The organism is Desulfosediminicola sp., assembly GCF_048381775.1.
GTDB classification, from domain to species: domain Bacteria; phylum Desulfobacterota; class Desulfobulbia; order Desulfobulbales; family Desulfocapsaceae; genus Desulfopila; species Desulfopila ganghwensis.
In genome coordinates this window covers 133,826-148,724 of the sequence record NZ_JBLXGE010000004.1, presented here as the reverse complement: position 1 = coordinate 148,724, position 14,899 = coordinate 133,826, and the positions used below count along the sequence as shown (strand labels likewise).

The window sequence follows — 14,899 nt, the reverse complement described above, 5'->3', positions numbered from 1 at the left end:
CCACTCACGAAAAAAGGAACCAACAAATGAGTAACGATATTTTCGAACCGAAAATTGTTTGCTTTTTATGTACTTGGTGAGCATACGCCGCTGCTGACCTGGCTGGGGTCAGTCGATTGCAGTACCCGGCAAATGTTCGTACCGTCCGGGTTATGTGCAGTGGAAGCGTGTCTCCGCACCATATACTTCTTGCTTTTCAAAAGGGAGTAGACGGTGTCTTTGTCGGCGGATGACACCTCGGCGAATGCAATTACCTGTATGGTAATTATTCCACCAAGAAACGAGTATCAGTTCTGCAGGAAGTCATGAATTTCAGCGGCATCGATCAGCGCCGACTGAAAGCGAGCTGGATCTCCTCTGCAGAAGCACCTGAACTTGTCCATGAATTCAACACCTTCATTGAAGAATTGCGCGAACTTGGCCCTTCACCTCTGAAAAAAGATTATCGAGGTGATGTGGTTGAAGCCATTGCGGAAGGGTGAGGATATGATTGAAGCTATTAAGGATAAAGTTAAAGAGTTGCTGGACTCCGGCGAGATCAAGGGCTTTCTCGGGCTCGCTCGAAAAAACGGCCATATCGCGCCGCATCTCTACCAGAATATCGACGAGCTTGAAATGCTCGACCTGGGAAACAGAAATGGAGCCGGAGATGCCAGATATCCTTTAACTAAATATCTGACGAACATTCACAAGGCCTACCCCGAAGATACTTTTGGTATCCTCGTCAGGGGTTGTGACGACAGGGCACTGACCACACTTTACACCTGGAATCAACTGCGTCCCGACAAGGTTGTCACCGTCGGTATCCCCTGCCCCCAGGAGTTGGCCGATGCATGTGAATGCGCAACGCCTTTTCCTGCCGAAATTGTTGCAGGAGAAGCAGCAGAAGGTCGCGAGTCCACATCGGTGAATGAGATCGAGAATCTGGTGCTCACAGATCGGTTCTCTTTCTGGATGGATGAATTTGTTAAATGCATCAAGTGTTACGGCTGCTCGAACGTCTGCCCGATGTGTTTCTGCAATGACTGCAGTCTCAAGTGTGATGAACTGGTAAAAAGTGGCCAATTGCCACCTGAAATTCCGGTCTTTCACCACACCAGAGCCATGCACATGGTCGGCAGGTGTATAGATTGCGGTCTCTGCGAAGAGGCCTGTCCGTCTAATATACCGCTGAGGACGCTGTACAAGAAGGTGAACAGTATCCTGGATCAGCAGTTCGATTTTCAAACAGGTACGCGGCGCGGACAGAGATCACCGCTCAACATGATCGACAAGTAGTAGCTGAAAGTTACTAAATATTGCTGAATTCAACGTGCGGTATCAGGGCACGAGAAGAGACACGAAGAGTAAGGAGCGATTATGGATTACAGGACAGTGCTGACAACGTGCACATACTGTGGCTGTGGCTGTAACTTTTTCCTGGAAGTGCTTGATGGTGATCCAATTGGCACTATCCCTTGTAAAACGAGCCCCGTCAATCAGGGTAAACTCTGCATCAAGGGATGGAATGTACATGAGTTTGTCCGAAACGATAAACGGCTTACCGCACCTCTGGTTCGAAAAAACGGCAAACTTGAAGAAGTAAGCTGGGATGAAGCTCTTGATTTCGCGGCTACCAGGCTGAAAGAGATTAAAGAAGCCAACGGCCCGGACAGTATAGGCTTCCTCACCTCCGCCAAGGTCACCAACGAAGAGAACTATCTGTTGCAGAAATTCGCCAGAGCTGCCATCGGCACCAATAGCGTCGATCACTGCGCACGACTCTGACACTCCTCCACCGTGGCAGGTCTTGCCGCATCTTTCGGTAGTGGAGCGATGACTAACTCAATGGAAGAACTGGAGCACTCCGATTGTATTTTCATTATCGGCTCCAACACCTCTGTAGCACATCCACTGGTCGCTACCCGGATTTTCAGGGCCAAGAAAAATGGCGCCAAAGTCATTGTCTTAGACCCGCGCAAGGTACACATTTCTGAAATTGCAGATGTTTACGCCAGTCAGAAGATGGGAACCGATGTGGCCTTGCTCAATGGTATCATGCACGTCATTCTCAAAAACAACTGGCATGATCAAAGCTATATCGACGACCAGACCGAAGAATTTGAGGCCTGCAAAAAGGTAATCGAATCCTTCACCGAAGAGATGGCCGCTGAAATTTGCGGCATCGATGCCGAGACCATCCGGCAGATTGCAGAGTATTACGGAACAGCGAAAACAGCTTCAATAGTGTACTGCATGGGTATCACCCAGCACACTACCGGCGTGGACAACGTCAAGTCTTTGGCCAACCTTGCCATGCTCACCGGTAATCTCGGCAAAGAATCCTGCGGTGTCAATCCACTCCGTGGCCAGAACAACGTTCAGGGTGCCTGTGATATGGGCGGCCTGCCGAACGTCTTTACGGCATACCAACCAGTAACCAGCCCTGAAGCCAGAGAAAAATTTGCCAAGGCCTGGAATGTTGACCAGATGCCGGACAAGATTGGTCTCACAATTCCGGCGATGCTGGAAGGTTTGGAAGATGGTTCGGTCAAGTCACTCTATATCATGGGCGAAAACCCTGTGGTCAGTGATCCGGATGTCAATCATGTCAAAAAGGCCTTTGATAAATGTGAGCTGATGATAGTCCAGGACATTTTCCTGACTGCCACCGCTGAAATGGCAGATGTGGTTCTGCCAGGTGTCTCCTTTGCCGAAAAAGATGGCACCTTCTCCAACACCGAACGTCGCGTAACCCGCGTTCGCCAGGCTGTTGAACCACGAGGCGAGGCTCGTCAGGATTGGCAGATCATCCAGGATCTCTCAACCAGGTTCGGCTACACAATGGATTACGCCAACCCGGAAGAGATCTTCAGTGAGATGACCACCCTCACTCCATCTTATGGCGGCATTAGTTATGAGAGGCTTGAAGGTGAAGGACTGCAGTGGCCATGCCCTACTCCAGATCACCCAGGCACCAGATACCTGCATAAAGGCAAGATCGCCCGCGGCAAAGGCTTGTTCCACGGCATTGACTTCAAGCCACCTGCCGAAATCGTTGACGATGAATACCCTTTCTGGTTCTCAACAGGCCGTGTCTTTGCACATTATCACACTGGCACCATGACCAGAAACTCGCCGACTCTTGATGCTGAAATTAAGGAGGGTTTTCTCGAGATAAGTCAGAATGATGCGTTGAAACTCAATGTTAAGGATGGTGATACCGTCACTGTTTCTTCAAGGCGCGGCAGTGTCGATATCAGGGCTGAGATCACCAAACGAGTGGAAGACGGCTCAGTTTTTATGCCTTTCCACTTTATTGAAAGTTGCGCCAATATCCTGACCAACCCTGCACATGATCCGATTTGTAAGATTCCTGAATTGAAGGTTTGTGCCGTGAACGTTGAGAAGGCAGCGTAACCAAAACAACAATAAAACGTATCTTTCCAAGGGATTAGAACAGGCGATCATGTCCTGTTCTAATCCCATTTTTTATGCCATGCTGCCGATTATCAGCCATCTGCTCCCCAGATAGTTGGTGGCTGCCCCCCGCTAACCTTGGAGGCCATTTCGGACACTCTTCACTCATAGCCTAAGGCATCTAAAATTTTAGCATCGAGTCGACGGTTCTTGCCTTGGTAAGGGTGACAGTGAATGTGGATAGCTGGATTAAAATTCATCTCAATAATGGCGTAGTTCTCTTGCCTTGCTTCCTGGGTAATATCCAGAATCATCATATCCAGCCCGGTGATTCTTACCTTCAGAGCCTGTGCAGCCTTGATAGCAATTTCCTTATATGTTTCATGAATATCTTCCGTGAAATCGAGACTATCTCCGCCAGTGCTGATGTTGGAGTTTTCCCTCAAAAATACTTTTTTTCCCGCGTCAGGTATGGATTCAAAATTCAATCCCTGTGCTTGAAGAAAGATTTCTTCCGCCTCACCGGTCGCTATTTTTTCAAGTGGTGTTGTGTAGCCTTTCCCTCTGAGTGGATCCTGATTTTTACGTTCCACCAACCCTCTGATAGTTGATTTGCCGTCACCTGTAACATTGGCTGGGACACGGTGGAGAATCCCTACCACCTGATCGTTGATGATAAAGAACCTATACTCCTTTCCTTTGATAAACTCTTCAATGAGTATGGTACGGTCTTCAGCAAAGGCAAACTCGATCGCTCTCCGAAATATTTTTTCGTCGTTATTTTCTTTTATAATGCTAATTCCCAGGCCAAAATTGGTGGATTTCGGCTTAATGACGATTGCTTTATCTTTAAAAAGTTCAAAATCTGATTGAGCATCATTTCCCCTCTGGTACTCCTCCCCTTCCGGAGTTCGGATGCCTGCCCGATCAAGCACCTTTTTCGTCATCACCTTATTTTCCATCAGAAGGATAGAGACATAATTATCCAGGGAGGTCCGTGTCGCCTGCATCACGTACTCGATGTGGTCGCCTTGAGCGAGCTTTATGAAATTCTCCTGCCGATCCATCACCTCGATCTCAATACCCCGAAGAATTGCTTCCCGCATAATCAACTGGGTGGACAACTCCAAATCTTCAAAGCCATGAAAATTATAATTTTTTCTCTTACTGTCCTGCAGATCCTGCCTTGCCCTGTTGATATGCCACTCAACAAAATCCGCCCCTTTTAATGCCTCTTTCAGCCTGTGTGGAATTCGTGTTTCTGGATTAAACACGTTCTCTTCCAATTGCTCCAGGCCCGGGAGATAGGGTTCCGGCAAAATGCTCCTCACATACTGTACAATCTGTTCATATACCTTTCGGATTGCCTGTTCCAGCGGGATCTCGTTTTGCTCATCATCAATGATAGTTGCACTGTCTGAATAGCCATAGCAGGCCACAACATCCTGATTGGTCTGCGACCTGAGCTGCTTTTCGTAGTCAAAGAGTTCTTTCTCTGGTAAGAGCAAAGCGTAAACCATATATATATGGACCAACTGAGCGTGGGCGTGACTCAGCCCCGTCTTTTCAAAGGGATTTATATCAAGCAATCGTACTTCCAGATAATCCACATGGCTGCTGCCTGGAAAACTCTTCAAGCGGATGGTAGCATAGTTTTCCCTCTCCGAAATGATGTCACCCGCTTCTATGTGCTCCTGCAGGGATCGCTTATACGCTTCATAGCTATCGTAATTCAAGTTAAGCAGCCTGGTATTGCGATAACCTATGATTGAATTCCGTATAGACGTTGCCTTCCCGAGGCAATCCCGGTTCTGCTCTCCGAAGCTTTCATGAAGATCGGGGCTCGTGCCAAGCATAGCCACCAGAAACCAGCGATGTCTTTTAAAATTCCGTAGTGTTCGCAGGTAAATTGCATCCTTGAACTCACTATAAGAGATTTCATCAGGACTCATTTTCTGATAGATCAGCTTTAATGTTTTTTCGGCAAATGAGAAATTGTAATGAATTCCTGAAATGAGCTGCTTTTTCTTCCCATACTGTTCGGCAAGATATTTGCGGTATACATTATGATCCTGAGCCTTATCCCCGAACTCTGCTATTGGAATATCCTCATCTTCCGGCAATATAGGAGGCGCACTCTGGGGCCAGAGCAGTTCATCTTCTAAATTCGTCGCGACAATATCATGAAGAGTTTCGAGAAAACCTAATGCATCAGACAGACAGGGCAGCGGCGGTGTGATCATCTCAACCTGGCTTTCGCTGAAGTCGGTGGTGATGTAAGGATGATTCAATTTATCTCCAAACACAGAAGGATGAGGAGTCAACGCCAACTGGCCGTTGGGCTTTACCCTGACATTTTCCTTTTCAAATCCGAAATCAGCATCAAACAATCTTTCAGAAGCGGCTTGTTTCAAGGCTTGATCTAACATGTAGTGTTTTGGTGTCATGATGTTTTATTTATCAGTGGTCTGGTCTACGGAGGAGAAGCTCTTCCAGAGGAATATATTTATCCTTTATCTTATGATAAGCCAGGGTGATAAAGGCACAACGTAATAGGGTGCTGATAAGGATGGTATACCAGATGCCGTCAAGCCCCAGTGAGTCGATACTGGAAAGCCATAAAGCCAAAGGGACGCGAATTGTGGTAAAGATGACATTGATGAGTGACGGAATTTTAGTTTTACCTATCCCGTTCATCACACCGGATGTCACCATTTCGACACACATAAAACACTGTGACAGACCTATAATTTTTAGATAACTCGCGCCCATTATTAAAACGTCAGGGTCATCAACAAACCACCGCACCATCGATTCTGCAAATATAAGAAAGATCGTGGTCATTGTCCCGCCGATGATCAGGGCAATACCAATGCCGATACGATATCCTTCGCGAACCCGGTCCATTGCACTGCTACCAAAATTCTGACCGGTAAACGATACAATAGCACCGGTCATACCACCCATGGTCATAAAGGTCATGGCCTCAAGCTGCAGGCCGATTTTCTGGGCCGCGATGGCATCACTTCCCCAATTGGCAACAATTCTGGCAATGACGATACCGACCAGGGTAAATAAAATGCGCTGTGTGGATGGCGGAAATCCTATCCGGCAAATTGCACCGATTTCACGAAGGTTGATTTTCCCAAAATGTATCGGCCCGATGAAAGGGACCCCACATTTAACCCAGAATAACGAGGCGCTTACCACCTGTGCTATTACCGTCGCTAAAGCCGCCCCTTTTACTCCCAGCCCAAATCCAAAAATGAGGATGGGATCAAGGATGATATTCAACACCACACCGGTCAGTGTGATAAGAAAAGGTATTTTCGAATTGCCGCGCCCGTGGCTTATGCTGTTAAAGAGCTGGGCGGAAAAATGAAAAACCAACCCTATTGAGACAACTTGCAGGTAGTCATGCGCCAGTGATTCCGTAACCAAATCATTAAGGCGGAAAAACCCGATAAACTGCTTGTGGAACAACAATACGATGATGGTCAGCAACACGGTGGCAACTAAGGTTCCCGTAAGTGCATTGAATGCGATGGATTCCGCCCGTTGCTCATTTTTTTGACCAATGGCATGGGAAACCCTGATGGTCGTGCCCACCAGCAGGATGGAGATAATTGCCCATGCTAGATGGAGAAGAAAGCCAGATGTTCCAAGAGCGGCAACCGCCTCGCTACCAAGCCTTCCCACCCAGAGCATGTCTGTAAAATTGTAGGCAAACTGTAAAAATGCAGCGCCGATAATCGGTAAAGCCAGGGTGATGATGTTTCTTGCAATCGGTCCTGTCGTTAAATCTCTATTCATAATGGTGTCTGACTAAACTCGTTTTGAGTGCTGATCTGCTGTATCTAGACAAATACGTAACCAACAGCAGCTCAAAGACTGGGAAAAGGGTTTTAATTTTGCCAACTAAACCCTAAACAGACCGCCATTATTTTTGGTTAATCAATCATGCCATCAACACAATCAGCGCCCATCAAATAGATAGGTTAACATCTCCTCCAGCGCCGATAACCATACCTGGTTTGCATATTCGCTTTCTACCCGCTGGGTTCTCTGACTACAACGTGATTTCAACTATAATCATTCAATATTTCTGCAAAACCTTTTGCCAGAATTTCTTTTCAGTCTATATAATTTTTCTATGAATCGATTATGGCTGGCGAGTATTAATCATCACTCACCTAAAACGAGGAAAACGAGGGGTTTCAAAATTTTGTGTCAGCTGATGAAAACTGATATAGTCGACGACGCAAGGGAATTGTCAGTGGTGAAATGAGGGCCGAAGCTCCAGCTATCGGAGCCCCTGCAAGAGTGGGGTATTTCCTGATGAGTTATGGAGCTTCCTCGGCATCCTCAAGGCCTACGGCAAAGGGGCGCATCATTTCATTCTCTTCATGTTCGACGATGTGACAATGCCAGACATACAGGCCTTCGATATCAAACAGGGCCTTGATCCTGGTAATTTCCCCTGGATAGGCGATAACCGTGTCCTTGAAACCGCTCTCCCATGGCTGCACGCTACCGTTAGGGCTTGGATCTCCATTAAAAAGGGTCCTGCCAACCACCTCAAATCGCACCAGATGCAGATGGATCGGATGAGCGTCAGCTGTAAAGTTGTAGATCTCCCATACCTCTGTATCATAGGGATCCGGATTTTCGGTGACATAAACCATCGCCTCATCACCGCTTTCAAGCGGGACCACCTTCTCAACACCAGCAGAGCTGTCGGTCCATTTAAGGGGAACCTTCCAGGGGTAAAATTGCCATTGGGCAGCTCGGCCATCTTCTTATTCCGGGAAAAGCCTCGGACAAAAGGACCCTTCGCTTTCCGCCCCAGCCTCACGACTGGTTCGGCTTTTTCTGGAGCAAACTAACATCGAATACACGCTGTATCACAAAACCAGCATGGGTAAGATCATTATGACTGAGTGGCACTTTAAGCCAAGGTGTCGCCATTAAATTACAGCACAAAAATAGTCACATAACGATATTGTTTTGATACAGCTACTGAACAAAACTCAACTTTTGCATCTCTTTTTGTAGTTCATTTTTTCACCAGGCGATCCCAAGTTCTATCTTTGCCCCCAGAAGCTGCCATTGGGCACCCAGGTTCATTCAGCCAGGTATCAGCCCCCGTGAGCAATTTTAATAAGAGTCTGTCCCAGTGGTGCTAGTTTCAAGCAATCAGGCAATCAATCATGGCCTGACTGCCCCCTTTTAAACGGACTCTCTCAAGAAGTATCAATCATTTATCAAGGGGTAACCTTGCTTTATCCTTAAACAATGGGCCGCTCCCAAATAAGTTCGTCATCCTTATAAACTTGCCTGATTCGGTGGAGAGGTATCATGTGCAATTCGGTTGAATCATCTACCACTTAGAGAAAGAAGTGGTTGCTCGACTCAAAGCAGACCTGTTTTATAGGAACAATTACTATCTTTGCTTCTATTCGGTCGTAATAACCAATCTTAAAGTCATGTTTGGCGTATTGAGTATCCCAGCGTATACGAGCCAACAGTTTGTGGATCGGTATCATTTTCGCTTCTCCTGTTCCTGTTTCAGGAAAGGCAATGTTTCTGGGTTAACATCAAAGAACACTTAGCGTAGCTGGAATCAACAAGGGACAGACTGAACTTCCCAGTTTTAACGGAGTTTTAGAAGGTTGTCCTGATTCGGAAACGCGCCCTTGGTCATAGTCAGCTTGCGAAGCTGACTATGCACCACTTCCATGGTATTTGTGGTATAGATGATCCGTCGTGTCTCTTCCAGGTATTTGAAGTATTGGCTCAGTCTTTGCCAAATGTTACGCTACGATCTGATAACAAGAGGATAATTGCCGTCCCACTTCTCCTCCAGGTTATCAAGCCCCACCTCAGCAACATCTTTGGTTCCTGCCTGGTCTGGTAGGCCCACTTCAGGTCAGCCAGGAACTCTTTATGATTCCTGGAGGGAGCATGTTTGAGTGAGTTGCGGATTTGATGGACGATCCTGAGCTGCACTTCCGTTTCTGGGAAGATCTCCTCTATTGCCTCGGGGAAGCCTTTCAACCATCTATGCAAACGATAAGAATATTATTGACTCCCCCCAGGTTCGAGAGATCGGCGAGCACCTACAGCCAGAAATTGGTTCCCTCATTCTCAGAGATGTACAAACCAGGTACATCCTTTTAACCTTCGAGGGTAACACCCAGGATAATGTAAACAGTCTCAAGTGGTCTGCCTTGCCAAGGTTTTACTGTAGCTATGGATCCTGCGCTGAACATTCCGGTTACAACGCCAATGCCGTACATTTTCTTAATATGGGATGAGATGTCCTTGTAGCTCATGCCGAGGCCATACAACGCGAGAATTTTCTGCTGCACTTCATCGCAGATGGTGGTTTGATTTTTCTTCACCATCTGGGGGGAGAAACTACATCCCGGTCTCTGGGAATGTTCAGATCAAAGCTGCAATTCAACGATTTTATGTTCTTTCTTCTTTTACCGTTTTTCCGGTTTCCTGTTACTTTCTGGCCATAATGGAAGTCCATCTCAGTTTCAGGAGCGGCTTCAGCAAGTTGCTTGATTAAGGGGTAAGAATTTAGATTTTCAGGTAATAATTGATGATTATTGCATTGATCGGATACAGTCAGTCTAGGATTTCCTGTTTTTCCGTATTCTGCTGGACTAGCGGAGTTTCCTTACAATCTTTAAAGAACACATTACATGGTAACTGGAAACTCAATTTGGCGTTCATAATGCTTTTTGCTTCCATCCCCTCAATAACTTTACAATTGATTGATTTAACTGTGTCACGTACCGTTACAGTTGCCGAACTGCAGCCCAGTACTAAAACAGCATCATACTGTTTTGCTTCTTTTAATAATTTCTTGCGTGTTCCCAAAGACCACATACACATAAACCACTGGTGATAAAAAGTGCAGCCAAATACCTTCGATTTCACACCATTTTCTGTTAGCAGGGCCTGGATCGTGTTAAGATATTGTTCGAAAGGTTGAGACTTGAACAAACTCTTGAATAATTCCATAAAAGGCTTCTTCTCTCGTACAGCAATGGTTGCTGCAGGACACATTCTACAAGGAACGATTAGGGCAGAACGTAATCCTTTAACTTCAGGAATGAAATCCGTATCTTCGAAATGAATTGGCATTTACAGTCCCTCCTATTGCTGACTTTTTTGACTAAAAGTAAACAAAAGAAATATCAGGCGCATACCATTAGTTAATAGTTCCGTATACTTCCTCGTTTATACATAGTTGCGCTTGAGACGACCGAGTTCATCTTGGATTCTCAGCTCCTCCTCATGGGAATATCCAAGCATCTTATGCCTGTAGTATCCCCTCAGATTCCCTCACCAATCTCTTCTGGGGATTTTTTTTCTCGGCGAAGCTGGATGAAACCATTACCCATTTAGCTGATCTCCATCTATATGCGGCATATGGTCTTTCGCAATTATACTCATAGATGAACGCATTCAGCTTTCTATGCTGTGCTCGTAAATTAAAGCCGGATGGTCTGGTCGCTCCGCCTTTTAAGTCCCTGTGAATCCTTTCATAACGCCCATTCTGTTCAAATTTGGCCTAAGTCTTAATAAATTATATCTAAACAAAACTCTAAGAGCCAGACCGATAAACTGTGATTCATTGTATGGCCTGAAACGCGACAAAGGGAGTTCCATTATGATTTTGTTTAGGCAGACCAAATTCCCGGAATACCATTATAAAATTCTTGCTGGGTCGGCTCAAGCCGCTCCCCATACATACCTTTCGCACTAAACACAAAACGACTATATGAGTCTGCTATGGTGAGAGGATGACAGGGATCATCGTTGCCCATTTTGAACATCCCCTAAAAATCAGCACACCACACGTCATTGCAGTTTTTAGGGTCAAAAATCAGGCAAACGGTTTTAATTTTCGTCCTCTTATTTTGTTTACTATCTGATCCTTACCTTTAATCTCCTGTTAAAGGTCGATTGCACGGAATTTCTTTTTACAGGAGTCTTTCGCAGTATTTGTCCAAATAGTATCTCAACCCCATCGAGTTTCTTAAGGCAAAAAACAACTTATTTATTGTTCTATTTCGGTAGGAGTTTGTCTAGGATGATTAGATGGTTTGCGGAATTTCTAGAGTACCCCGACAAGACCTTTTTTTGAAAAGGTTCTATGTAGTAATAGCCTGTCGGTATTGAAACATTAAACTCTCAGCAGAGTTCGGAGAAGTTGAAATTGCCTGACATCCACTCGATGATAGATTCTAGCTTAACATCCATCATCGTTGTTTCCTTCCAGGGCATGTTTTCCTCCTTTTTGTAGTGGAGAAAAACTTACCAGAAAGTGTAAACGATGTTATGACATTGTACCCTTTCTATTGATAACTTGGAGTTCACCGGCTAGCTTCAGCGATTCCAGCGGAAAGCAGTGGAGCGATGGAGAAACGTTTTGTTATGTTGATTTTATATTTTAGTATCTAGCAAGGTGTAAACACCTCCGACCATGATGTGTTTTTCTTGTATTTTGGTCTTCTTGTCGATGTATTCTGTTATACCAGTTGCCGGTTTGGCTCCAACGATTAGAGCCTTAAAGTGTGTGTATAAATTTGCAAGAGGATAGTACCATTTTCCTTTTAGCGGAATAGAGTCAAGAATGAGCAACTGTCCATCAGGCTTTAGAATAGACAAAGCTTTATCTATTGCTTTTTGGTAGTTTGGTATTGCTGTAAGAGACAGACAGAAAATTACACAATCGGCTTTATTGACAGGTGAATACTGATACATGTCCATGCACTCGAAATTGACATTATTCCACCCATTCTTGGATTTATGAGTGTTTGCCAGTTCTATCATCTGGTCTGAAAAGTCTATACCAATTATTTGTGATGAAGGGTCTAATTTGTGTAGCAAACTTGGTACCACAGATCCAGGGCCACATCCAAGTTCTACCACTGTTGCTCCAGTTGGAACTCTGAGTCGTGCCGCTACTTCTCTATAAAGCTTTTTAGCTTGTCCAAGGCTCAAAATGAATGCAACGATATCATAAATAGAAGAAACAACATTATATTTGTTTTTATTTGATGCTTGACGTATATCCATTCTTGTATCTCCTATATTCGAATTCCGATTCACATAAACATAACGTGGAGATAACCGGCGCGTGTCACCGCGTCCGTGTTTATTGTCTGGTTATGTTGATTTATATATTATTAACACCAGTTTTACATGCAAGTTTTTTAGCTTCTAAATAGATACCATCATTGTCATCGAATGAAAATTCGATTTCGGCCATTTCTCCATCAAAGTATCTTCTGATTTCTTTATCAAAATCGATTGTAATTATTGTGGTGTTGTGCCAATTGTATTGAGTGTTAACTGCTTTTAGGTTTTGTGTTGTATAGCCCATTGGAATGCCGGCTATCATTTCCGCTACCGAAAACAAATGAATATTTGAGAATTCAATAGTTTGTACTGAAGGATTGATCGTAAATGACAAATCCTTACAAATGAATGAAAATCTAGTCATTTCACTTGCGTTAGATTTTGAGCTAATAAGCAGTATTAATACTATAAAAATTATATATTTTCTCATTGAAATATTTTGCCCTAAATCTGTTTTAAAACATAACGTGAAGTTGAAGGGCGCACGGTTTTTAGCGCGTCCTTTTCAAACGGTTTGTTAAATATTTTTCAATCTATAATGATAATTTATTCTTAAATTATTATTTTAGACCCAAGCTAGAGTTTATTTAATGTACAGTGCTTTTTCTTGTTTCAAAAAACCATTCATCTCAATTATTTCTAATATTTATTAGAGTAAATAATTGCATTTACATTAGCTTGCAACCATTGTTGTCTTTGACAACTTTAATGTGATCACCAACTTTGACATTATACTTTTCGTTCAAAATTACTATCTGAACATCTTTGTTTGTTTGTATATGTACTTTAGAACCACGAAACATTACAAAGGTTTTAATATATTGACTATAAGGCTCAACTTTAACAACCTCACCTTGCATGTATATTTTTTTACTATAATGCACTGAGAAAGTTCCAACAATTATGAAAACCAGAACCAGAAGCGATAAACTTAAATTAATCTTTAAATATTTATTTTTTACACTAGCAATTTTTTATTCATTTTCTGTTATCAGTTTTATATTGTTTGCTGAGCGTTACTCTTCATCTGTCACCAAAAAAAATATAGAGATATAATTCTTAAATATTTAACGTGGAATTGAGGAGCGTGTGCCTTTTACGCGCCCCTCTCAAATGATTTGTTAAATTTTAATTACATTTTTCAAACAATATTTAAGTGTGTCTCTGCTTTTGGGAGAAAATATAATGAACGTCTAACAACCAACACCTTAGATACCATAGTAGAACAGTTAAGCTCAAGCATAAGGCAATTTCAAAATTAGTTGTGACTACCCATATAACAAACAACATTATTGAACAGCCAATTAACCAAATAAGACCTTCAATCATTAACGGTCGGTAACTAAAGTTTGCCCAATATTTTTTCAGTTCCTCTTGAGAACCATATTTTTCGTATATCAATTCCTCTCTTAACAACATCATTAGTAAGGGAACAGAAAGAAGCAATAATGTCACTATAATTTCTAGGGCAATTATCATTATTATGAATTAAGACAATTCTATAGTTATTAAAATTTAACGTTAAGTTGAGGGGCGCCAAAAGCTCTACGAATGATTTTGGCAACTAGTATTTATTTATGATTAATTTCGAAATTAATAAATTGCCGGACCTTTTTGGTGTCCTTCTCTAACAACGGGTTAACCTTCATTTCTATTTATTGTCGTAAAGCTTAGACCAATTTGAAAGCACTTTCGTTCAAATTCTTTTGGCATTTTCGGGAGTGATTTTGTTTTTCTAATTGCCTTGACAATACATTCATTAAACTCATCATTTTTAGATCTAGATTCGAATGCCATTTTCTCAACACTTCCATTTTCTGATACTTGTACAATAATTATACTTTCCAACCCATGACTATTTAGGTAAACTGGTATTTGCCAGTTTCCATGTACAATTTCTCTTATTTTATCGTAATATTCAATTTCGCATCCATCTTCAGCATGCTCGCCATTACTATTTAAAAGCAAACAATTATCATCTAATTCGTTCAATTCTACGAATGGCGCATTATTTATATGGTTAGTACAACCGACTAAACCTAAAATAAGTAAACATATAAATTTATAATAGATTGTCATTTTCATATGGTTAAAGTGGAGTTGAGGGGCGCGCGCTTTTTGCGCGTCCCTCTCTAACGAGTTGTTAGCGACTATTTATTATTGCAATTGCTCAATGACTATCGGAATAATTATTTTATTAACTAATAGCATTAACAATAGCAATAGTGCGATTATTAAACATCCTGGCCCATTTACATAAAGCTCTTTTAAAAAAGTGATAGGATGAAAAACATATTGATAGAACAGCAATGACACATTCTTTTGTTTAAATTTCTTT

At 43.0% G+C, this 14,899-nt stretch carries 12 protein-coding genes, 2 pseudogenes and 1 riboswitch; of the genes and pseudogenes, 3 read left to right on the top strand and 11 right to left on the bottom strand.

From position 1 onward, the window contains the following. Nucleotides 1-26 precede the first annotated feature (26 nt). The 3 genes from ACN5NT_RS08310 (at nucleotide 27) to fdhF (ending at nucleotide 3,399) form a co-directional block, all read left to right on the top strand. Nucleotides 27-482 carry a hydrogenase iron-sulfur subunit gene (locus tag ACN5NT_RS08310; RefSeq protein ID WP_267313990.1) on the top strand — a complete coding sequence of 152 codons (456 nt, stop codon included), beginning with the start codon at nucleotides 27-29 and terminating at the stop codon, nucleotides 480-482. A 4-nt stretch (nucleotides 483-486) separates the two neighbouring features. After that, on the top strand, nucleotides 487-1,278 hold the full coding sequence (locus ACN5NT_RS08305) for a 4Fe-4S binding protein (protein ID WP_419175113.1): 792 nt from the start codon (nucleotides 487-489) through the stop codon (nucleotides 1,276-1,278). A gap of 81 nt (nucleotides 1,279-1,359) precedes the next feature. After that, nucleotides 1,360-3,399: a formate dehydrogenase subunit alpha gene (gene fdhF / locus ACN5NT_RS08300; RefSeq protein WP_136795997.1), complete on the top strand. Its 2,040-nt coding sequence runs from the start codon at nucleotides 1,360-1,362 to the stop codon at nucleotides 3,397-3,399. Between the two features lie 161 nt (nucleotides 3,400-3,560). On the opposite strand, the gene gshAB is transcribed toward fdhF, so the two are convergent. From gshAB to ACN5NT_RS08245, 11 genes and pseudogenes are all read right to left on the bottom strand, one after another. Continuing rightward, complete coding sequence (gene gshAB / locus ACN5NT_RS08295) at nucleotides 3,561-5,828, bottom strand: bifunctional glutamate--cysteine ligase GshA/glutathione synthetase GshB (RefSeq protein ID WP_419175112.1); 2,268 nt, start codon at nucleotides 5,826-5,828, stop codon at nucleotides 3,561-3,563. Between the two features lie 31 nt (nucleotides 5,829-5,859). Further along, entirely contained in the window at nucleotides 5,860-7,212 is a 1,353-nt protein-coding gene (locus ACN5NT_RS08290; protein WP_419175111.1) for an MATE family efflux transporter, read from the bottom strand. 530 nt (nucleotides 7,213-7,742) lie between these two features. After that, nucleotides 7,743-8,114 carry a multicopper oxidase domain-containing protein gene (locus ACN5NT_RS08285; protein ID WP_419175110.1) on the bottom strand — a complete coding sequence of 124 codons (372 nt, stop codon included), beginning with the start codon at nucleotides 8,112-8,114 and terminating at the stop codon, nucleotides 7,743-7,745. Nucleotides 8,115-8,177: 63 nt separating this feature from the next. Then, nucleotides 8,178-8,276: riboswitch (cyclic di-GMP riboswitch) on the bottom strand. 411 nt (nucleotides 8,277-8,687) lie between these two features. Further along, nucleotides 8,688-8,945: pseudogene (locus ACN5NT_RS08280) on the bottom strand (DUF504 domain-containing protein). 107 nt (nucleotides 8,946-9,052) lie between these two features. Next, nucleotides 9,053-9,199: a transposase gene (locus ACN5NT_RS08275; RefSeq protein WP_419175257.1), complete on the bottom strand. Its 147-nt coding sequence runs from the start codon at nucleotides 9,197-9,199 to the stop codon at nucleotides 9,053-9,055. Continuing rightward, nucleotides 9,196-9,456 carry a transposase gene (locus tag ACN5NT_RS08270; RefSeq protein ID WP_419175109.1) on the bottom strand — a complete coding sequence of 87 codons (261 nt, stop codon included), beginning with the start codon at nucleotides 9,454-9,456 and terminating at the stop codon, nucleotides 9,196-9,198. Before ACN5NT_RS08270 ends, ACN5NT_RS08275 begins: the two co-directional genes overlap by 4 nt. A gap of 119 nt (nucleotides 9,457-9,575) precedes the next feature. Then, nucleotides 9,576-9,809: pseudogene (locus ACN5NT_RS08265) on the bottom strand (transposase); the annotation flags it as partial. A 226-nt stretch (nucleotides 9,810-10,035) separates the two neighbouring features. Continuing rightward, complete coding sequence (locus tag ACN5NT_RS08260; RefSeq protein WP_419175108.1) at nucleotides 10,036-10,557, bottom strand: hypothetical protein; 522 nt, start codon at nucleotides 10,555-10,557, stop codon at nucleotides 10,036-10,038. 1,305 nt (nucleotides 10,558-11,862) lie between these two features. Beyond that, nucleotides 11,863-12,498, bottom strand: a complete 636-nt coding sequence (locus ACN5NT_RS08255; protein ID WP_419175107.1) for a class I SAM-dependent methyltransferase — start codon at nucleotides 12,496-12,498, stop codon at nucleotides 11,863-11,865. A 100-nt stretch (nucleotides 12,499-12,598) separates the two neighbouring features. Next, nucleotides 12,599-12,991, bottom strand: coding sequence for a hypothetical protein (locus ACN5NT_RS08250; protein ID WP_419175106.1), 393 nt, complete (start codon nucleotides 12,989-12,991; stop codon nucleotides 12,599-12,601). A 1,208-nt stretch (nucleotides 12,992-14,199) separates the two neighbouring features. After that, nucleotides 14,200-14,640 carry an energy transducer TonB gene (locus ACN5NT_RS08245; RefSeq protein WP_419175105.1) on the bottom strand — a complete coding sequence of 147 codons (441 nt, stop codon included), beginning with the start codon at nucleotides 14,638-14,640 and terminating at the stop codon, nucleotides 14,200-14,202. Between the last annotated feature and the right edge of the window lie 259 nt (nucleotides 14,641-14,899).

Bases quoted from the DNA above. Each gene is read 5' to 3' on its own strand.
- ACN5NT_RS08245 (WP_419175105.1), bottom strand. From the start codon at position 14,640: ATGACAATCTATTATAAATTTATATGTTTACTTATTTTAGGTTTAGTC.
- ACN5NT_RS08305 (WP_419175113.1), top strand. From the start codon at position 487: ATGATTGAAGCTATTAAGGATAAAGTTAAAGAGTTGCTGGACTCCGGC.
- ACN5NT_RS08255 (WP_419175107.1), bottom strand. From the start codon at position 12,498: ATGGATATACGTCAAGCATCAAATAAAAACAAATATAATGTTGTTTCT.
- ACN5NT_RS08290 (WP_419175111.1), bottom strand. From the start codon at position 7,212: ATGAATAGAGATTTAACGACAGGACCGATTGCAAGAAACATCATCACC.
- gshAB (WP_419175112.1), bottom strand. From the start codon at position 5,828: ATGTTAGATCAAGCCTTGAAACAAGCCGCTTCTGAAAGATTGTTTGAT.
- ACN5NT_RS08250 (WP_419175106.1), bottom strand. From the start codon at position 12,991: ATGAGAAAATATATAATTTTTATAGTATTAATACTGCTTATTAGCTCA.
- ACN5NT_RS08260 (WP_419175108.1), bottom strand. From the start codon at position 10,557: ATGCCAATTCATTTCGAAGATACGGATTTCATTCCTGAAGTTAAAGGA.